Below are 18,929 nucleotides of genomic sequence, written 5' to 3'. Positions count from 1 at the left end.
ACTCCTAGCGATTACGGCGTACTCGGGTCCGACCCCGCGCAGCGTTTCGGCCACGATGCCGAACGCCCGCGTGACCGTATCGCTCACGCAAGGTTTACAGCAAGAGTCTTGCAACATGCGGAAAGGCTTTTCAGCAGCTGGACTTGCCCGCGTAGATGGCGAGTGCCGTGTTGGCGCCCAGCGTCGCCGTGAACTGGCCCGAACTGTTCACGGTGATGCTCGTGTTGTTCTGGACGTTGCAGTACGTTCCCGCGGCCAGGGAGGTGCTGTAGGTCCGGCTCAGCGAGGAGGTCTCGTGGTTGATGGCCACGAAGCCCTTGCTGCCCCGGCCGAAAGCGATCGCGTCGTTGCCGTTGTCCCACCAGTTGGAAAGGGCTTGCCCACGGGTGGCGTTACGGAAGGCGACCATCGACTTGATCTCCGGCCAGGCGTGCTGACACTTCCAGCCGTCCTGCCAACAGGCATTGACGGTACCGCCGTTGGGCGGTCCGGCATCGATGTTCGACCACTCGTAGGCCGAGTTGATGTCGGGGGCTCCGTAGGGGTACGCGAGCATGAAGACGTTGGCGAGGGTGTAGTTCGCCCCGTCCTTGTAGTTGAGCGTGGAGCCGTTGCGCTCGGTGTCGTGGTTGTCGACGAAGACGGCCGCGACCGAGCTGCTCATGTAGCCCCAGCCCTCGCCGTAGTTCTTCAGGTAGGCGAGGTTCTCGTTGTTGAAGACCCGCTTGAGGTCGTAGGCGTAGCGGAACTCCTGGACGTCGCCGTTGCCGGTGTACTCGGTGGGCTGGACGGCCTCGCCCGCGCCGTAGATGGCCTCCTGCTTCCAGTAGACGGACGGGTTGCTCAGCCGGGACTTGATGTTGGCGAGGTCGGCGGCCGGCATGTGCTTGGCCGCGTCGATCCGGAAGCCGTCGACGCCGTAGCCGAGCAGGGTGTTCATGTATCCGGCGATGGCCGACCGGACGTACTCCTCCCCGGTGTCCAGGTCGGCGAGACCGACGAGTTCGCAGTTCTGGACGTTGGCGCGGTTGGTGTAGTCGCTGATGCTGGACGTGCAGTTGTCCATGTCGGCGGACGAGTAGAGACCCGGGTAGTTGTACTTCGTGTACGAAGAGCCTCCCGTGCCGGTACCGGAACCGGCCGCCATGTGGTTGATCACCGTGTCCGCCACGACCTTCACACCGGCCGCGTGGCAGGTGGTGACCATGTTCTTGAAGGCGGTGGCGTCGCCGAGGCGGCCGGCGATCTTGTAACTCACGGGCTGGTACGAGGTCCACCACTGCGAGCCCTGTATGTGCTCGGCGGGCGGGGACACCTGGACGTAGCCGTATCCGGCGGGGCCCAGCGTGTTGGTGCATTCCTTGGCGACCGAGTCGAACTTCCACTCGAACATGACGGCGGTGACGTCCTTGGTGCCGGGCGGCGAGGCCGCCGCCGTACCGGGGGGAACGGCCACCGTGACCGCCAGGCCCGCCACGAGGGCGAACGAGGCCGCAAGCTTCTTCCGTGCCATGTGTGTACTCCTGCACTACGTCGTGCGGGTGGGGGGATCGGAACGTACCGCTTGCAATCATGTTTCAGCAAGATGTCGAAAGAACTTCCAACTCCCTTATTGACGCGACCTTTTGTACGGCCCCACGCTCCACACGGGTCCGCTGCCGCACCCCGCGGGCAGGCCGGCCCGATCCGGAGAGGAGCCGCACCCCCGATGGTCTTACGACGAAGAAGGGTCCCCCGGCTGCTGGCGACCGTGGCGCTGGGGCTCGGCGGGCTGGCGGCACTGCCCGCCCAGCAGGCAGCCGCGGCGACGGACACCGGTGTCCCCAACGGTGATGTGATCGCCAACCTGTGGGAGTGGAACTGGAAGTCGGTCGCGTCCGAGTGTACGAACGTCCTCGACCCGGCCGGCTACGGGGCCGTCCAAGTGGCGCCGCCCGCCGAGTCGTTGAAGCAGGCGAACTACTACTGGTGGGACGTCTACCAGCCCTACTCGTACAACCTGAACAGCCGTTTCGGCACCGCGGCCGGCTTCAAGGCCATGGTCGACACGTGTCACGCGACCGGCATCAAGGTCTACACCGACGCCGTGATCAACCACACCGCGGGCCAGACCGGCACCGGGTACAACGGCACGGTCGTCACGAACAAGTACGACACCCCGGACTACGACCCGGCCGACAGCGACGACTGCACCACGACGATCACCGACTGGACCAGCCGCTACCAGGTCCAGCACTGCGAACTGCTGGGCATGCCCGACCTGGACACCGCCGAGAGCAACGTCCGCGCGAGGATCACCGGTTTCCTCAACCAGCAGATCGACCTGGGCGTCGACGGCTTCCGGGTCGACGCGGCCAAGCACATCGAGGCCGCCGACATGAACGCCATCGTCGCCGGTCTGCACACCACGACCTCGGGCTCGGCGCCGTACATCACCCAGGAGGTCTATCCCGGCACGCCGCCCTCCATCGACGAGTACTACGGCAGCGGTGACGTCCTCGACTTCGCCTTCGCCTCCCAGATCAAGGCGCAGTTCCAGGGCGACATCGCCAACCTGTCCAGCTTCGGCAGCAGTTGGGGGCTCGTCGCCGAGGCGAACTCCACCACCATGGTCACCAACCACGACACCGAGCGCAACGGCTACTCGCTGAGCTACAAGGACGGCGCGACCGCCGTGCTCGCCAACGTCTACCAGCTGGCGCGCGGCTACGGCCGGCCGTCGGTCTACGCGGGCTGGACGTTCGGCCAGAGCGACCAGGCCCCGCCGAACTCGGGCGGCGGTTTCGTCACCGACACCGACTGCGCCTCCGGCTGGTACTGCCTGGACCGCGACACCGCGGTCTCGGGCATGATCGGCTGGCACAACGCGGCCGCCGGGTACGCCGTCGCCAACTGGCAGTCCCCCGCGTCCAATGTGATCGGCTTCGGCCGGGGCGGCGCCGGATTCGTCGCCATCAACAACAGCTCGGGCACCAGCACGTACACGTATACGACCGGTCTCGCCGACGGCACCTACCCGAACGTCGTCGACGGCGGCGCCACCTCGGTCACGGTGACCGGCGGAAGGGCCTCGCTGACGGTGCCCGCCAAGAGCGCCGTCGCGTTCTACGACCCGGACTACGTCTGCACGGTCAACTGCGGGGGCGGCGGCACCGATCCGGGCACCGGCACGGTCACCGCGACCTTCAACGAGTACGCGCCGACCACGTCGGGCACGGACGTCTACGTGGTCGGCTCCGCCGCCGCGCTGGGCGGCTGGAACACGGCAAACGCGGTGAAGCTGTCCGCGTCCGGCTACCCGGTGTGGAAGACGGACGTCCAGGTGCCGGCGAACAGCACGGTCGCGTACAAGTACATCAAGAAGGACTCCTCGGGGAACGTCACCTGGGAATCCAACGCCAACCGGACCCTGACCACCGGCACGACGGCCGTGACGGCCCAGAACTCCTGGAACGTGGCCGACGCCGACGCGACCGACCTGACCTTCGGCGTGACCGCGACCACCGTCTACGGCACCGATGTGTACGTCGTCGGCTCGATCCCCTCGCTCGGCTCATGGAACACGGCCGACGCGATCCCGCTGTCCGCGGCGTCGTACCCGTACTGGGGCCGGCTCACGATCGTGCCCAGGTCGACGTCGTTCACGTACAAGTACATCAAGAAGGACGCCTCGGGCGTGACCTGGGAGTCCGGGAGCAATCGCGCGTACACGACGGGCTCGGGTTCCGGGTACACCGTGAGCGACACCTGGAAGTAGGGCCGGAAAAGAGGAAGACCCGCGCGGAAGCGGTGCTCCGGTGGTCAGGACCGGAGCACCGCTTCCGCGCGGGTCGGATCACGCGCGGGTCAGGTCACGCGTGGGTCAGACGGCCCACCAGACGGTGGTGTCGGCGGGCAGCTTCGCCTGGCCGTCCGGCGAGACGGCCACCTCGCCGCTGGCGACGAGCACCCGGCCGTACGCGGGGACGGTCACGGCCGTGGACCCGGTGTTCGCGGTGCACACGAAGTCACCGCGACGGAAGGCGAGTACACCCTCCGGGGCGGTCAGCCACGTGACGGTGTCGCCCGCGCCGAGGTCGGCGCGCTCACGCCGCACGGCCAGCGCGTCGCGGTACAGCTCCAGGGTCGAGCCCGCGACACCGGTCTGCGCCTCGACGCTCAGCCCGGCCCACTCGGCCGGCTGCGGCAGCCAGCTGCCGCCGTCGCCGAAGCCGTACGACGAGCCGGTACGGGTCCACGGGATCGGCACCCGGCAGCCGTCGCGGAAGCCGTCCTGTCCGGCACCCCGGAAGAAGGCCGGGTCCTGGCGCGCCTCGTCCGGCAGGTCGACGACGTCGGGCAGGCCGAGCTCCTCGCCCTGGTAGACGTAGGCGGAGCCGGGCAGCGCCAGCATCAGCAGGCTCGCCGCGCGGGCCCGGCGCAGGCCGAGCTCGCGGTCGCCCGCGGTGCGGATCTGGGTGCCGAGGCCGGCCTCGTTGGCGAAGCGGGTGGCGTGCCGGGTCACGTCGTGGTTGGACAGCACCCACGTGGAGGGCGCGCCGACCGGCCGCATCGCGTCGAGCGTGCGGTCGATGACCGCGCGCAGCTCGGCCGCGTCCCAGTGGGAGCCCAGGTACTGGAAGTTGAAGGCCTGGTGCAGCTCGTCGGGCCGCACGTAGTTCGCGGTGCGCTCGACGGTGGGGGTCCACGCCTCGGCGACGAAGATGCGCTCGCCCGAGTACTCGTCGAGGATCGTGCGCCACTGGCGGTAGATGTCGTGCACGCCGTCCTGGTCGAAGAACGGCATGACATCGTTGCCCAGCAGTTTGAGCTGGTCGTGGCCGCCGAGGTCCGGCAGACCCTCGGCCTTGACCATGCCGTGCGCGACGTCGATGCGGAAACCGTCGACGCCCATGTCCAGCCAGAACCGCAGGATCGAGCGGAACTCGTCTCCCACGGCCGGGTGTTCCCAGTTGAAGTCGGGCTGCTCGGGCGCGAAGAGGTGCAGGTACCACTCTCCGGCGGTGCCGTCGGGCTCGGTGACCCGGGTCCAGGCCGGGCCGCCGAAGATGGACTCCCAGTCGTTGGGCGGCAGTTCGCCGTTCTCGCCCTTGCCGGGGCGGAAGTGGTAGCGGTCGCGCAGCGAGGAGCCGGGGCCCTCGCGCAGCGCGCGCTTGAACCACTCGTGCTGGTCGGAGGAGTGGTTGGGCACGAGGTCGACGATGATCCGCAGTCCGAGCCCGTGGGCGTCGCGGATCAGGGCGTCGGCGTCCAGCAGGTTGCCGAACATGGGGTCGACGGCCCGGTAGTCCGCCACGTCGTAGCCGGCGTCGGCCTGCGGCGAGGCGTAGAAGGGGCTGAGCCACACGGCGTCCACGCCGAGGTCGCGCAGGTACGGGAGTCGGGAACGTACGCCCTCCAGGTCGCCCATGCCGTCGCCGTTGCTGTCGGCGAAGCTGCGCGGATAGACCTGGTAGATCACCGCGTCGCGCCACCAGTCGCGATGCGCGGCGACGGTGGCGAGAACGGAGTTCGGGGCCTGGTCGGCGGAGTGCTGGCTCATGGCGTCCTTGATGCGATGAGGGTCCCCGCGTCCGGGCGCTGCCGGGGCGTGGGGAGGAATTCGGCTGTGGGGGCAGACCCCTGCTCGCGCGAGGCCGGGAGCACGGGGCGAAAGGCGTCGGGGCGGGGGGATGAGGCGGCCGCGGTACTGGCGGGGTCGGATGGGCACCGCGGCCGCCACCCGCGCGCGATGAGCGCGCGGGAGTCTGGGCGTTCTTCGGGCGTCCTCGCGGATCAGCCCTTCGTGCCGCCCGCGGTGAGTCCGGTCACCAGGTTCTTCTGCACGAGGTAGAAGAAGGCGGAGACGGGTATCGCGACCAGCACGGCGGTGGCCGCCATGAGGTTGCGCTGCGCGTCGTGCTCGCTGACGAAGCTCTGCAGGCCGACGGCGAAGGTGTACTTCGAGTCGTCCAGCATGAACGTCGAGGCGAACGCGACCTCACCGAACGCGGTGATGAAGTTGTAGAAGGCGGCCACCGCGAGACCCGGCTTGGCGAGCGGCAGGATCAGCCGGAAGAAGGTGCCGAAGGGGCTCAGTCCGTCGACCCGGCCGGCCTCGTCGATCTCGAACGGGATGGTGTCGAAGTAGCCCTTGAGCAGCCAGGCGCTGTAGGGCACCGCCGTCGAGCAGTAGACGAGGATCAGGCCGAAGTAGCTGTCGATGAGCTGCAGGTCCGAGAGGATCTGGTACATCGGCACGATCAGTACGGCGATGGGGAACATCTGGGTGACCAGCAGGACCCACATGAACTTCTTGTAGCCGGGGAAGCGCATGCGCGAGACGGCGTAGCCGGTGGTGGCCGCGACCATCACGCCGATGACCGTGGTGCCGAGCGACACGATGAGCGAACTCTTCATCCACTCGAAGAAGTTCGTGTGCTGGAGCACGAAGGTGTAGTTGTCGAACGTCATCGTGTTCCAGATGCGTCCGGGGTGCAGGTAGTCGTCCTTGTCCGGTCCGAGGGACAGGAAGACCAGCCAGGCGATCGGGAACAGCGCGACCAGGCTCGCGACGGTCAGGATGCCGTGGGAGGCGAGCGAGCCGGCGAGGCTGCGCTGACCGCGCTTGCGGGCGGGACGGGCCGACTCGGCGGGCCGGGTGGCCTCGTCGGCCGGAGGCGTCTGCAGTGTGGTGGTACTCATGGAGACTCCCGCCTCAGATCGCGAGCTGCTGGTCATTGCGGTTCAGCCAGCGGCGGTAGAAGGAGGTGAAGACGACCAGGATGGCCAGCAGCAGCATGCCGTAGGCGGCCGACTGGGCGAAGTCACGCGGCTGCTGTCCGAAGCCGAGGTAGTAGGCCCAGGTGACGAGGATCTGCGCGTCCGGGGCGGTGCTGCCGAAGAGAAGGAAGATCACGGCGAACTGGTTGAAGGTCCAGATGATGCCGAGGAGCACGACGGTGGAGCTGACCGACCTGAGGCCCGGCAGGGTCACGAAGCGGAACTGCTGCCACTTGTTCGCGCCGTCCATCTCGGCGGCCTCGTACAGCGTCGCGTCGATGGACTGCAGTCCGCCGAGCAGCGAGACCATCATGAACGGCACACCGCACCAGGTGTTGACCATGATGGCGGCGAAGCGCTGCCAGAAGGTGTCCTCCAGCCAGGCCGGCGACGGCAGGTGCACCGCGTCGAGCATGGAGTTGATGATGCCGCCGTCGGCGAGCATGAAGCGCCAGCCGAAGACGGTGACGAAGGTCGGCACGGCCCAGGGCAGCACCAGGATCAGCCGGTAGAAGGTGCGGCCGCGCAGCTTCTGGTTGAGCAGCAGCGCGAGGCCCAGGCCGACGCAGTAGTGCAGGGCGACGCAGATGACGGTCCAGGCGATGGTCCAGATGAAGTGCGACCAGAAGCGGTCGTACGACGTCGGGCCCCACAGGATGTCCTTGTAGTTGTCCAGCCCGATGAACTTGTAGGTGGCGTCGATGTGGTTGACGCCGATCGTGCGGGCCGAGTTGAGGCTGTTGGCGTCCGTGAACGTCAGATAGAAGCCCCGTACCAGGGGATAGAGAACCAATCCGCCGAGTACGACGACGACCGGGGCGATCATCGCGTACGCGTACCAGTACTTCTGGTACGAGTGCTTGAGACGCTGCATCCGGCCGGGGCGCGGTGCTCGGTCACCGCGGCTTTTGCCGGTCGCACGGTCGATGGCGACTGTCATGGTTGGACACCTTCTGCAAGATCAGGAGTTGGGCGCACACGGCCGGTGGCCGCCGGTTCCGTTCCCCCTGTTCTCGGGGGTTCCCCCGGCCCGACCGAGGTCGGGCCGGGGAGGATCCGGCGGCCGTACGGGCTTACTTGCTGAAGTCCGGGACCAGCTTCGAGATCGCCAGTTCGGCGTTGCTCAGACCCTTGTCCAGGGACTCCTTGCCACCCGCGATCTTGGGCAGCTCGGTGTCGAGCGGGCCCCACAGGGAGCCGTACTCGGGCAGGGCCGGGCGCGGCTGGGCGGCGGGGAGGACGCCCTGGTAGCCGGCGATGCCCGGGTTGGCCTTGACCTCGTCGGTGTAGGCGTCGTCACGCGTCGGCAGCGTGGAGTTCTTGAGCGCGATCTGGGCCTGCGAGGAGGCCGAGGTCATGAACTTCACGAACTTCAGCGAGGCCTCCTGGTGGGCCTTGTCCGAACCCGCGTACACGGAGAGGTTGTGGCCGCCGGTCGGGGCGCCCGCCTTGCCGCTGGAGCCGGCCGGGACGGTGGCGATACCGAGGTTCGCCTTGTCCGCGAAGGCCGAGCCCTTGTAGAAGTTGGTGATCTCCCACGGGCCCTGGATGATCGAGGCGACCTTGCCGTTGACGAAGGCGTCCTGGATGTGGGCGTACGCGTCGGCGGTGGTGTCCGCCTTGTGCAGGCCCTTGCCGGAGAACAGACCCTGCCAGGTGCTGAACGCCTTCTTGGCCTCGGGCGAGTTCACCGTGATCTTCTTGGCGGCGGCGTCGACCGTGTTGGTGCCCTCGCCGTACAGGAAGGACTGGGCGTAGTAGGCCTGGGTGGAGCCCCAGTAGCCGTCGACGCCGGTCTTGGCCTTGATGGTGGCCGCGTTCTTCTTCAGGTCGGCCCAGGTCTTGGGGGCCTCGGTGATGCCGGCCTTCTTGTACAGCGCCTTGTTGTAGACGAGCGCGAGGGTGTCGGTGACGAACGGCACACCGTACGTCTTGCCCTCGTACTTCGCCTGCTCGATCAGGCTGGGCTGGAACTTCGCCTGGTCGTCGAGGGCGGTCGTGCCGTCGAGGGGCAGGAGGTAGCTCTTCTTCGCGAAGGCGGGGGTCCAGCCGACCTCGGAGCGCAGGACGTCCGGGGCTCCCTTGGAACCGGCGGCCGTGTCGAACTTGTTCTGCGCCTGGTCGAAGGGCACGTTGACGTACTTGACCTTGATGTTCTTGTTGGCGGCCTCGAACTCCTTGGCCAGTGCCTTGTACGTCGGCGCCTCATTGGTGGCGTTGGACGTGTCCCACCACGTGATGGTGACCGGCGCGCCGGCCTTGTCGCTGCTGTCACTGCCGCTGCCGCCGCAGGCCGTCGCCGCGAGGGCGAAAGACGCCACCAGCGCACTGGCCGCTATGCCACGCCGCATGAGTTCTCCTTGAGGGTGAAAGCCCGAGTAGGTGGGGAACCGGTCCCGCCCGGTCCCCTTGCCGACTTGCCGACTGCGCCGTTGCGTCCGCCGGGCGACGTGAACGTAACAGCCATGTAAGCGGTGCGAAAGACCTTGCAGCAAAAAAGTGCAAGAGCCGACATCAGTTATGCGCCCGTGACCTCGTGGCCGCCGTACCGAAACCCCGCCACCAGGCCGCTCAGCGGACATGCGGACGTCTGTGCAAGACTCTGCAAGCTCTTGCCACGGATGTCACATACGGGGATCATCGGCCCGTCAGCGCCTTGCAGGAGCCACCCCTTCCCGCGCGGCGCGAGCACGGGACACCGAGCCGACCAGAACACGAGGGAGCGCGATGACGCAGCAGCCCGGAGCGGGCCGAGCAACCGCCCGCACACGGCGTCTGGTTGGTGGGCAGGGTGAGATGCGACCGGTACAGTCCAATCCTGTGACCACACGGCTTGCCGACATCGCAGCCCAGGCGGGGGTCAGTGAGGCGACCGTCAGTCGCGTCCTGAACGGGAAGCCGGGCGTCGCCGCGACCACACGCCAGTCCGTACTGGCGGCCCTCGACGTGCTCGGCTACGAGCGCCCGGTGCGCCTGCGGCAGCGCAGCGAGGGCCTGGTGGGCCTCATAACACCCGAGCTGGAGAACCCGATATTCCCTGCCCTCGCGCAGGTGATCGGGCAGGCCCTGACGCGCCAGGGCTACACCCCCGTGCTCGCGACCCAGACCCCGGGCGGCTCCACCGAGGACGAGCTGACCGAGATGCTGGTCGACCGCGGGGTCGCCGGCATCATCTTCGTGTCCGGACTGCACGCCGACACCTCGGCCGACATGCAGCGGTACGAGCAACTGCGGGGCCGCGGTGTCCCGTTCGTCCTGGTCGACGGCTTTTCGCCGAAGGTGCAGGCGCCGTTCATCTCCCCGGACGACCGCGCCGCGATGGCCCTCGCGGTCACCCACCTCGCCTCGCTCGGGCACACCAACATCGGACTGGCGCTCGGCCCCAAGCGGTTCGTGCCGGTGCAGCGCAAGATCGAGGGCTTCGTGCGCGCGATGCAGGAGCAGTTCGCCCTGAACCCCGCGGACATCGAGGAGCGACTGGTCCAGCACTCCCTGTACACGCTGGAGGGCGGCCAGGCCGCCGCGAACGCCCTCATGGACCGCGACTGCACGGCGGTCGTCTGCGCCAGCGACATGATGGCGCTCGGCGCGATACGGGCGGCACGCCAGCGCGGCCTGGAGGTCCCCAAGGACATCTCGGTCGTGGGATTCGACGACTCCCCGCTGATCGCCTTCACCGACCCGCCGCTCACGACGGTCCGCAAGCCGGTGCCGGCGATGGGCCAGGCCGCGGTGCGCACGCTGCTGGAGGAGATCGGCGGGACGCCCGCGCCGCACAGTGAATTCGTCTTCATGCCCGAACTCGTCGTACGAGGTTCGACCGCTTCCGCCCCGGGGGACCGGAATCGTCCCTGAGCAGGATGACAAAGGGGACGAAGCACTCCCACGGGCGTAGAAAGTGCGGGCGGGACCCGACCCGGGGATCATCGGTGAGGGAAGCCTTTTCTGGCAGACTCTGTGCCTATGGGTGATACGACCGTGTCGTCACTGGAAGGCCGTCAGGCCACTCCACAACCCGTCGCGGAGGAGAAGGCGGGGAACGCGCTCCTGCGTCGCATGCGGACCCCGCGTCGCCCCCGCCTCTGGTTCGAAGTCCTGCTCATCGCGGTGAGTTACTGGACGTATTCACTGATCCGCAACGCCGTGCCGGAGCAGAGACACGAAGCGCTCCGCAACGCCGACTGGATCTGGCGGATGGAGCACCACCTCGGCGTCGCCGTCGAGTCGTCGGTCAACCACGCGGTGAATTCGGTCGGGTGGCTGATCATCGGGATGAACTACTACTACGCGACCCTGCACTTCGTGGTGACGCTGAGTGTCCTGGTCTGGCTGTACCGCTGTCATCCCGGCCGCTACGCGGCGGCCCGTCTCGCACTTCTCGCCACCACGGTGGTAGCGCTCGTCGGCTATTACTTCTTCCCGCTCGCGCCACCCCGTCTGATGACCGGCAGTACCTTCGTCGACACGGTCACGGTCCACCAGACCTGGGGCTCGATGGCCTCCGGCGACCTGAAACACATGTCCAACCAGTACGCCGCGATGCCGTCCATGCACATCGGCTGGGCCCTGTGGTGCGGGCTGACCCTGTTCGCGCTGGCCAAGGCCCCCTGGGCGCGCATCCTCGGCGTTCTCTACCCGGTGGCCACCCTCGTGGTCATCGTCGCCACCGCCAACCACTTCTGGCTGGACGCCGTGGGCGGCCTGCTCTGTCTCGCCTTCGGCTTCCTGGTGACGCGCCTGTGGTACGGCGTGCTGCCCTACGAGATGCCGCAGTGGGTCCCGGGGACGCGCGGGGCGCCGGTGCTGCGGGCGACGGACTGAACACCACCCGCCCGCGCGGTCGCCGGACCCCGGGCGGTCACGTTCAGTGACCTCCGGGTGCCGACCCGTAGAACAGTTCGTCCACCACGGCCCGGGCCCGCCGGGTGGTGCGCCGGTAGTCGTCGAGCATGTCCCCGACGTGCCCGGGGTCGTACCCGAGGTAGCGGCCCACGGCGGCCAGCTCCCGTCCGTCCGAGGGGAAGGTGTCGCCCGCCCTGCCCCGGACGAGCATCACGGCGTTGCGCACCCGGGTGGCCAGCACCCAGGCCTCGTCCAGCGTCGCCGCGTCCTCCGTCGACAGCAGTTCCGCCGCGCACGCCGCGGCCAGCGCCTGGCGGGTCCGGGTCGTGCGCAGGCCCGGCTCGGCCCAGCCGTGCCGGAGCTGGATGAGCTGGACGGTCCACTCCACGTCGGAGAGGCCGCCGCGCCCGAGCTTGGTGTGCAGGGTGGGGTCGGCGCCGCGCGGCATCCGCTCCGACTCCATCCGGGCCTTCAGCCGCCGGATCTCCCGTACGGCCTCCTCGCCCAGCCCCTCCGCCGGATATCGGAGCGGGTCGACGAGCTCGATGAACCGGCCTCCGAGGTCCGCGTCCCCGGCCACGACCTCCGCCCGCAGCAGGGCCTGCGACTCCCACACCAGCGACCAGCGCCGGTAGTAGGCCTCGTACGACTTCAGGGTCCGCACCAGCGGCCCGGACTTCCCCTCGGGGCGCAGATCCGCGTCGATCAGCAGCGGCGGATCGGCGCTCGGGATCTGGAGCAGCCGCCGCATCTCGGACACCACGGCGTTCGCGGCCCGCGCCGCCTCCTGCTCGTCCACGCCCTCGCGGGGCTCGTGCACGAAGAGCACGTCCGCGTCGGAGCCGTAGCCGAGCTCGTGGCCGCCGAAGCGGCCCATCCCGATCACGGCGAACCGGGTGGGCAGCGTGTCGCCCCAGCCGTCGCGCACCACGGCCCGCAGGGTGCCCGCGAGGGTCGCCGCCGTGAGGTCCGAGACCGCGCCGCCGACGAGGTCGACCAGGGCCCCCTGATCGGCGACGGCCGGTGTCTCCTCGGTCCCGTACGAGGCGACGATGTCCGTCGCGGCGATACGGAACAGCTCCCGGCGCCGGACACCGCGCACGACGGTCACGGCCTGCTCGCCGCCGTCGGCCCGGCGCACCGCGGCGAGGATCTCCTGTTCGAGCTGGGCGCGGCCGCGCGGTTCCAGACCGCCGCTCTCGCCGTCGCCCAGCAGGGCCACCGCCTCGGGCGCGCGCATCAGCAGGTCGGGGGCGAGCCGGCCCGCCGAGAGCACCCGCGCGAGGTTCTCGGCCGCGGCGCCCTCGTCCCTCAGCAGCCGCAGATACCAAGGGGTCTTGCCCAGCGCGTCCGACACCTTGCGGAAGTTGAGCAGACCGGCGTCGGGGTCGGCGGAGTCCGCGAACCAGCCCAGCAGCACCGGGAGCAGCGTCCGCTGGATGGCGGCCTTGCGGCTGACCCCGGAGGCCAGCGCCTCCAGATGGCGCATGGCGGCCGCCGGGTCGGCGTACCCGAGGGCGATGAGCCGCTCCCTGGCCGCGTCCGGGCTCAGCCTGCTCTCGCCCGGTGCCAGTTGGGCGACCGCGTCGAGCAGCGGCCGGTAGAACAGCTTCTCGTGCAGCCGCCGGACCATCGCCGCGTGCCGCTTCCACTCCCGGTTCAGTTCGCCGACCGGGTCGACGCGCAGCCCCAGCGACCGTCCGATCCGGCGCAGATCGGCTTCGTCCGTCGGCACCAGATGGGTGCGCCGGAGCCGGAAGAGCTGGATGCGGTGCTCCATGGACCGCAGGAAGCGGTAGGCGTCGTCGAGCTGTACGGCGTCGGCGCGCCCCACGTATCCGCCCGCGGCGAGTGCCTTCAGGGCGTCCAGGGTGGTTCCGCTGCGTACGGTCGTGTCGGCCCGGCCGTGCACCAGTTGCAGGAGCTGCACGGCGAATTCGACGTCCCGGAGCCCTCCGGGGCCGAGCTTGAGCTCCCGTTCGATCTCGGCGGCCGGGATGTTCTCCACGACCCGGCGCCGCATCTTCTGCACGTCGGCGACGAAGTTCTCCCGCTCGGCGGCGTGCCACACGAGCGGGGCCAGGGTGGCGACGTACTCCTCGCCCAGCTCCAGGTCGCCGGCCACCGGGCGGGCCTTGAGCAGCGCCTGGAACTCCCAGGTCTTGGCCCATCGCTGGTAGTAGGCGAGGTGGCTGCTGAGCGTGCGCACCAGGGGGCCGTTGCGTCCCTCGGGGCGCAGATTGGCGTCGACCGGCCAGATGCTGCCCTCGACGGTCGTCTCCGAGCAGATCCGCATCATGTGCGAGGCGAGCCGGGTGGCCGCCTGAATGGCCTTGCCCTCGTCGGCCCCCTCGACGCCCTCCCCCACGAAGATCACGTCGACGTCGGACACGTAGTTCAGCTCGTGTCCCCCGCACTTGCCCATCGCGATGACGGCGAGCCGGCACAGCGCGGCGTCGTCGGGGGCGGCGGCGCCGGCGATGGCGAGCGCGGCGCGCAGGGTGGCGGTGGCGAGGTCGGCGAGTTCGGCGGCGGTCTGGGCGAGGTCGGTGGTGCCGCACACGTCGCGCGCGGCGATGGAGAGCAGGCAGCGCCGGTAGGCGACGCGCAGCGCGACGGGGTCCGTGGCGTCCGCCAGGCCCCGCTCGAACTCCTGGACACCGGGATGCAGGTCCCGCGCCTCGTAGGTGACGAGGGCCTGCCAGTCGTGCGGGTGCCGGGCCAGGTGGTCGCCGAGCGCGGCGGAGGCTCCGAGCACCCCGAGCAACCGATCCCGCAGCGGTTTGGCCGCGATCAGCGTGTCGAGGAGTTCCCGCTGGGCGAGGGGGCCGTCCTGCGCCTCGACGAGCCGGACGAGTCCGAGCAGGGCGAGGTCGGGGTCGGCGGTGGCGCCCAGCGCGTCCAGGAGGACCGGGTCGGTGCGCACGGGGGCCAGTTCGGGTCCCTCCAGGAGCCCCTCGGCCGCCGACGGATCGGTGAAGCCGTGCCGCAGCAGCCGCGTGAAGGTACTGCTCCTGCGCCCCGGCGCCGTCATCCCGGCCTCCTGTCGGATCGGACTTCACCGATCATCGGATCAAGGTCGTGCGAAGCGAGCGTAACCCCGGTCTCCAGGGTGGCGCCCCGCACCGGTCTGGGCTTCTGTGGACAGAGCCGTGAGCCGTACGACAAGGGAGCCACCCCATGGACATGACCCTCGAAGTGATCCTGCTGCCGGTCTCCGACGTGGACCGCGCCAAGGAGTTCTACCGGGACAAGGTCGGCTTCCACGTCGACCTGGACGGTGAGGTGATGGAGGGGGTGCGGATCGTGCAGCTGACGCCGCCCGGGTCCGGGTGTTCGATCGCGCTCGCCGACGGGCTCCGGATGCCGACGGGCACACCGCGGCCGGGGACGTACCACGGGATGCAGCTGTGCGTGCAGGACGCCGCGGCGGCGTACGAGGAGCTGACCGCCCGCGGTCTCGACGTCAGCGAGCCGGTCGCGTTCACGCCGCAGGACGGGGCCACCTTCATGTATTTCAAGGACCCGGACGGAAACAGCTGGGCGATCCAGGAGTACCGCCGGCGGGCGAAGGAGCCGTTGCACCAGGTCCTGGCCCAGCTGGCCGGCGAGCGCTGACGGCAGCAGTTCATCCGATCTTCATCCCTCCGGTTGAGGGGCGTGGGCGGCGGGAATGTTGGCGTGCGCATGCTCTGTCCGCACCGCCACCGTCGCCTCTCCCCCCACCGGAGGTCTGAAGTGTCCGGCAGAAACGTGTACACCCGCAGCCGTGCCGTCGTGGCATCCGCCCTCGCCCTCACCGCGGCCGCGGTCGGGCTGTGGTCGGGGTTCGCCGGCTCGGCCCCCGCGCACGCCGCGGCCGCGGTCCCGACCCCGGACCACGTCGTCGTCGTGGTCTTCGAGAACCACGCGTACAGCCAGGTGATCGGCTCCTCCAGCGCCCCGTACATCAACTCGCTCAGGACCGGCGGGGCCAACCTCACCCAGTCGTACGCCGAGACGCACCCGAGCCAGCCCAACTACTTCGCCCTGTTCTCCGGCTCCACCCAGGGCATCACCGACGACAGCTGCTACACGCCCGGCTTCTCCTCCGCCCCGAACCTCGCCTCCGAGCTCATCGCCGCGGGCAGGACCTGGGGCAGCTACAACGAGACGCTGCCCAGCCAGGGCTCGACCACGTGCAGCAGCGGGAAGTACGCGCGCAAGCACAACCCCTGGTTCGGTTTCAGCAACGTACCGACGTCCAGCGCCAAGACCTTCGCCCAGTTCCCGACGGACTACACGACGCTTCCGCAGGTCTCCTTCGTGGTCCCGAACCTGTGCAGCGACATGCACGACTGCTCGGTGTCCTCGGGTGACACCTGGCTGAAGAACAACCTGGGCGCGTACGCCACCTGGGCCAAGACCCACAACAGCCTGCTCGTCGTCACCTTCGACGAGGACAACCGGCTCGCCGGCAACAAGATCCCGACGGTGCTGTACGGGCAGCAGGTGACCGCCGGATCCTCGTCCTCCACCACGTACAACCACTACGACCTGCTGCGCACGCTGGAGGACATGCACGGCCTCACGCACGCCGGCAACGCCGCCTCCGCCAAGGACATCACGGGCATCTGGACGTCCTGACATGTACCTTGCGGACAGTCGCGCCGGTGCACCCGAGACCGCCGCGCCGTCCGCGGAGAGCGCCGCCCGGCCCCGTGCCGGGCGGCGCCTCACCGCGGTCGGACCCACGGTGCTGGCGCTCGGCACGGTCAGCCTGATCACCGACGTCTCCTCGGAGATGGTGACGGCCGTCCTGCCCCTGTACCTGGTGGCGGGCCTCGGCCTGTCCCCCCTCGGCTTCGGGCTCCTCGACGGGATCTACAACGGTTTCTCGGCACTGGTCCGGCTGGCCGGCGGGCATCTCGCCGACCGGGGCGGCGGGCGCCACAAGTGGGTGGCGGGCGCCGGATACGCCCTCTCGGCCGTCTGCAAGCCGCTGCTCCTGGTGGCCCAGACCCTGACCCCCATCGGCCTGGTCCTCGCCGCCGACCGCACCGGCAAGGGCCTGCGCACCGCGCCGCGCGACGCCCTGATCTCGCTGTCCAGCGACCCGGAGACCCGGGGCCGCGCCTTCGGCGTCCATCGCGCGATGGACACGGCGGGCGCCCTGATCGGCCCGTTCGTCGCGTTCCTGATCCTCCGGGCGACCGTCGACGGCTACGACGCGGTGTTCACGGTGAGCTTCTGCGTCGCCGCGGTGGGCGTCCTGGTCCTGGCCCTGTTCGTACCGGGCGGCGCCCCACGGGGGTCCCGGGTATCTCAGGTGTCTCAGGTGTCCCGGACGGCATCCCCGGCCTCCCCGGTGTCCCTGCCTTCCCCGGGCTCCCCGACCTCCCCGGCCTCCGCGGTGTCCCGGCCTTCCCCGGCCACCCCGGCTGCCCCAACTGCCCCAGACACCCCGGCCGCCCCGACTTCCCCGGGCTCCCCGACTTCCCTGGGCTCCCCGACTTCCCTGGGCTCCCCGACTTCCGCCGGCTCCTCGCCCGCCCCGGCCGCGCACGGCTCCCGTGAGCCGCGGGGCCCCGAGGCCTCCCCGGGTCCGCCCGGGGAGGCCGAGGTCACCGGCGGGCCGGCCGGCACCGCCGCGCCCCGCCCCACCCTGCGGGCCGCCCTCGGGCTCCTGCGCCGCCCGGAGCTGCGCGGCATCGCGCTGTGCGCGCTCCTGCTCGGCCTCGCGACGGTCAGCGACTCGTTCGTGTTCCTGCTGCTCCAGCACAGGCTCGGGGTGCCGGACCGCTGGTTCGCGCTGCTGCCCGTCGGCACCGCCGCCGCGTTCCTGCTGCTGGCCGTGCCGCTGGGCCGGCTCGCGGACCGGGCCGGCCGGTGGCGGGTGTTCCTGGCCGGGCACGGCGCCCTGCTCCTCGCGTACGGCCTGCTGCTGACGTCCTGGCACGGTACGGCGCTGCCGTTCGCCGTCCTGTTCCTGCACGGCGGCTTCTACGCGGCGACGGACGGCGTGCTCATGGCCGCGGCCTCGGACAGCGTGCCCGAGGAACTGCGGTCGTCCGGGCTCGCCCTGGTCCAGACGGGTCAGGCGCTGGCGCGCTTCGCCTGCTCGCTCGCCTTCGGCGCCGCCTGGACGGCGTGGGGCGACCGTACGGCGCTCACCGCGTCGGCCGCGGCGCTGGCCCTGTGCGCGCTGTTCTCCCTGAGCCTGCGCCCGCTCCGCCGCACCCCTTCGGAAGGCCGCCTCGCATGACGCCGCGCAACCGCATCCTGGTCCTGGTCTCGGCGCTGCTCGTCCTCGCGGGCGTCGCGACGGCCTCCGTGCTGCACGCCTCGGCCCGCGCGGAGCGCCGCGACCGGGCGCAGCCGGGCGGCCCGCGGATCACCGCGGGGACGGTCTCCCTGACCGACTCCCGGCGGCTGGTGTTCCGGAACATGGCGTGGGGCCCGCACCGCGACGAGCTGACGTCCGTCCCGGCGTCCGGCCCGTCGGGTCCGCGCACCGCCTCCGGGGTCAAGTGCCTGCGTTTCCACGCCGCCTCGGGCACCGGGGTGTGTCTCCGGGCGGTGCACGGCGCGGTCCAGGACACCTACCGGGCGGTGATCCTCGACGCCGCCCTGCGCGAGAGGGCCCGCTACGACGTGCCCGGCATCCCCTCCCGCGCCCGCGTCTCGCCCAGCGGCCGCTACGCCGCCTGGACGGCGTTCGTGGGCGGCGACTCGTACGCGGGCACGGACTTCTCCACCCGGGCGGCGATCGTCGACACGCGTACGGGGAAGCTGACGCCGTCCCTGGAGGCATACCGGGTGGTGAAGGACGGCAGGACCTACCGGTCGGCCGACGTCAACTTCTGGGGTGTCACCTTCATGGCCGACGACCGCGGGTTCTACGCCACCATGGCCACGCACGGCACGACCTACCTCGTCCGCGGCGACCTCGCCGCCCGCACGGTCACCACCCTGCACACGAACGTCGAGTGCCCGTCGCTCTCCCCCGACGGGACCCGGGTCGCCTTCAAGAAGCGCGTCAAAGGCCTACCCGCGGACGCCCCTTGGCGCCTGTACGTCCTCGATCTGCGCACCGGGCACGAGACGGCGCTCGCCGAGCCGCGCAGCGTCGACGACCAGGTGGTCTGGAGCGACGACCGCGCCCTCGTCTACGCCCTGCCCGGCGACTACGGGGCCGACCTGTGGACACTGCCGGCCGACGGCACGGGAAAGCCGCGGCGCGTGAGCACCGCGGCCGTGTCACCCGCGTACGTGGGCGCGGACGGGACCTAGGACGTCCGCCGGGCCGTGGTCCCGGGGACCGCGGCCCGGGACCGGCCCGGGCA

General features: G+C 70.1%; 13 protein-coding genes. 7 read left to right on the top strand and 6 right to left on the bottom strand.

Features of this window, described 5'->3' with window-relative positions:
• Positions 1-130: 130 nt before the first annotated feature.
• Complete coding sequence (locus ACFYYF_RS23470; protein WP_361694944.1) at positions 131-1,513, bottom strand: alpha-amylase family protein; 1,383 nt, start codon at positions 1,511-1,513, stop codon at positions 131-133.
• Positions 1,514-1,708: 195 nt separating this feature from the next.
• Here ACFYYF_RS23470 and ACFYYF_RS23465 point away from each other — a divergent pair, with 195 nt between their 5' ends.
• The gene (locus ACFYYF_RS23465) at positions 1,709-3,757 is read left to right on the top strand and encodes a carbohydrate-binding module family 20 domain-containing protein (RefSeq protein WP_388778754.1); all 2,049 of its coding nucleotides are present in this window, start codon (positions 1,709-1,711) and stop codon (positions 3,755-3,757) included.
• Between the two features lie 105 nt (positions 3,758-3,862).
• On the opposite strand, the gene ACFYYF_RS23460 is transcribed toward ACFYYF_RS23465, so the two are convergent.
• The 4 genes from ACFYYF_RS23460 to ACFYYF_RS23445 form a co-directional block, all read right to left on the bottom strand.
• A complete protein-coding gene (locus ACFYYF_RS23460; RefSeq protein ID WP_361695082.1) occupies positions 3,863-5,542 on the bottom strand; it encodes a glycoside hydrolase family 13 protein in 1,680 nt (559 codons plus the stop codon).
• Positions 5,543-5,775: 233 nt separating this feature from the next.
• The gene (locus ACFYYF_RS23455; protein WP_361695084.1) at positions 5,776-6,684 is read right to left on the bottom strand and encodes an ABC transporter permease subunit; all 909 of its coding nucleotides are present in this window, start codon (positions 6,682-6,684) and stop codon (positions 5,776-5,778) included.
• A 13-nt stretch (positions 6,685-6,697) separates the two neighbouring features.
• Entirely contained in the window at positions 6,698-7,702 is a 1,005-nt protein-coding gene (locus ACFYYF_RS23450; protein WP_361695086.1) for a sugar ABC transporter permease, read from the bottom strand.
• A 133-nt stretch (positions 7,703-7,835) separates the two neighbouring features.
• Positions 7,836-9,113 (bottom strand): extracellular solute-binding protein, encoded by a 1,278-nt coding sequence (locus ACFYYF_RS23445; RefSeq protein WP_361695088.1) that lies wholly within the window; start codon positions 9,111-9,113, stop codon positions 7,836-7,838.
• 469 nt (positions 9,114-9,582) lie between these two features.
• Between ACFYYF_RS23445 and ACFYYF_RS23440 the strand changes: the two genes are divergently transcribed.
• Both ACFYYF_RS23440 and ACFYYF_RS23435 read left to right on the top strand, forming a co-directional pair.
• Positions 9,583-10,617, top strand: a complete 1,035-nt coding sequence (locus ACFYYF_RS23440) for a LacI family DNA-binding transcriptional regulator (RefSeq protein WP_388778749.1) — start codon at positions 9,583-9,585, stop codon at positions 10,615-10,617.
• Positions 10,618-10,725: 108 nt separating this feature from the next.
• Complete coding sequence (locus ACFYYF_RS23435) at positions 10,726-11,583, top strand: phosphatase PAP2 family protein (protein WP_388778746.1); 858 nt, start codon at positions 10,726-10,728, stop codon at positions 11,581-11,583.
• A gap of 43 nt (positions 11,584-11,626) precedes the next feature.
• Here ACFYYF_RS23435 and ACFYYF_RS23430 read toward each other — a convergent pair whose 3' ends face one another.
• Entirely contained in the window at positions 11,627-14,638 is a 3,012-nt protein-coding gene (locus tag ACFYYF_RS23430) for a bifunctional [glutamine synthetase] adenylyltransferase/[glutamine synthetase]-adenylyl-L-tyrosine phosphorylase (RefSeq protein ID WP_388778744.1), read from the bottom strand.
• A 146-nt stretch (positions 14,639-14,784) separates the two neighbouring features.
• Here ACFYYF_RS23430 and ACFYYF_RS23425 point away from each other — a divergent pair, with 146 nt between their 5' ends.
• The 4 genes from ACFYYF_RS23425 (at position 14,785) to ACFYYF_RS23410 (ending at position 18,876) form a co-directional block, all read left to right on the top strand.
• On the top strand, positions 14,785-15,222 hold the full coding sequence (locus tag ACFYYF_RS23425; RefSeq protein ID WP_388778742.1) for a VOC family protein: 438 nt from the start codon (positions 14,785-14,787) through the stop codon (positions 15,220-15,222).
• A 120-nt stretch (positions 15,223-15,342) separates the two neighbouring features.
• The gene (locus tag ACFYYF_RS23420; RefSeq protein ID WP_365484679.1) at positions 15,343-16,230 is read left to right on the top strand and encodes an alkaline phosphatase family protein; all 888 of its coding nucleotides are present in this window, start codon (positions 15,343-15,345) and stop codon (positions 16,228-16,230) included.
• A 1-nt stretch (position 16,231) separates the two neighbouring features.
• A complete protein-coding gene (locus ACFYYF_RS23415) occupies positions 16,232-17,848 on the top strand; it encodes an MFS transporter (protein WP_388778739.1) in 1,617 nt (538 codons plus the stop codon).
• On the top strand, positions 17,845-18,876 hold the full coding sequence (locus ACFYYF_RS23410) for a TolB family protein (RefSeq protein ID WP_388778737.1): 1,032 nt from the start codon (positions 17,845-17,847) through the stop codon (positions 18,874-18,876). Before ACFYYF_RS23415 ends, ACFYYF_RS23410 begins: the two co-directional genes overlap by 4 nt.
• The last annotated feature ends 53 nt before the right edge of the window (positions 18,877-18,929 follow it).

Source organism: Streptomyces sp. NPDC001914 (assembly GCF_042891215.1).
In the GTDB taxonomy this organism is placed as follows: domain Bacteria; phylum Actinomycetota; class Actinomycetes; order Streptomycetales; family Streptomycetaceae; genus Streptomyces.
The sequence above is the reverse complement of the archived record's forward strand: the minus strand, read 5'-3'. Positions and strand labels throughout refer to the sequence as shown.

Excerpts from the sequence above, each read along its gene's own strand:
- ACFYYF_RS23470 (WP_361694944.1), bottom strand. The coding sequence starts at position 1,513 with ATGGCACGGAAGAAGCTTGCGGCCTCGTTCGCCCTCGTGGCGGGCCTG.
- ACFYYF_RS23465 (WP_388778754.1), top strand. The coding sequence starts at position 1,709 with ATGGTCTTACGACGAAGAAGGGTCCCCCGGCTGCTGGCGACCGTGGCG.
- ACFYYF_RS23460 (WP_361695082.1), bottom strand. The coding sequence starts at position 5,542 with ATGAGCCAGCACTCCGCCGACCAGGCCCCGAACTCCGTTCTCGCCACC.
- ACFYYF_RS23455 (WP_361695084.1), bottom strand. The coding sequence starts at position 6,684 with ATGAGTACCACCACACTGCAGACGCCTCCGGCCGACGAGGCCACCCGG.
- ACFYYF_RS23450 (WP_361695086.1), bottom strand. The coding sequence starts at position 7,702 with ATGACAGTCGCCATCGACCGTGCGACCGGCAAAAGCCGCGGTGACCGA.
- ACFYYF_RS23445 (WP_361695088.1), bottom strand. The coding sequence starts at position 9,113 with ATGCGGCGTGGCATAGCGGCCAGTGCGCTGGTGGCGTCTTTCGCCCTC.
- ACFYYF_RS23435 (WP_388778746.1), top strand. The coding sequence starts at position 10,726 with ATGGGTGATACGACCGTGTCGTCACTGGAAGGCCGTCAGGCCACTCCA.
- ACFYYF_RS23430 (WP_388778744.1), bottom strand. The coding sequence starts at position 14,638 with ATGACGGCGCCGGGGCGCAGGAGCAGTACCTTCACGCGGCTGCTGCGG.
- ACFYYF_RS23425 (WP_388778742.1), top strand. The coding sequence starts at position 14,785 with ATGGACATGACCCTCGAAGTGATCCTGCTGCCGGTCTCCGACGTGGAC.
- ACFYYF_RS23415 (WP_388778739.1), top strand. The coding sequence starts at position 16,232 with ATGTACCTTGCGGACAGTCGCGCCGGTGCACCCGAGACCGCCGCGCCG.
- ACFYYF_RS23410 (WP_388778737.1), top strand. The coding sequence starts at position 17,845 with ATGACGCCGCGCAACCGCATCCTGGTCCTGGTCTCGGCGCTGCTCGTC.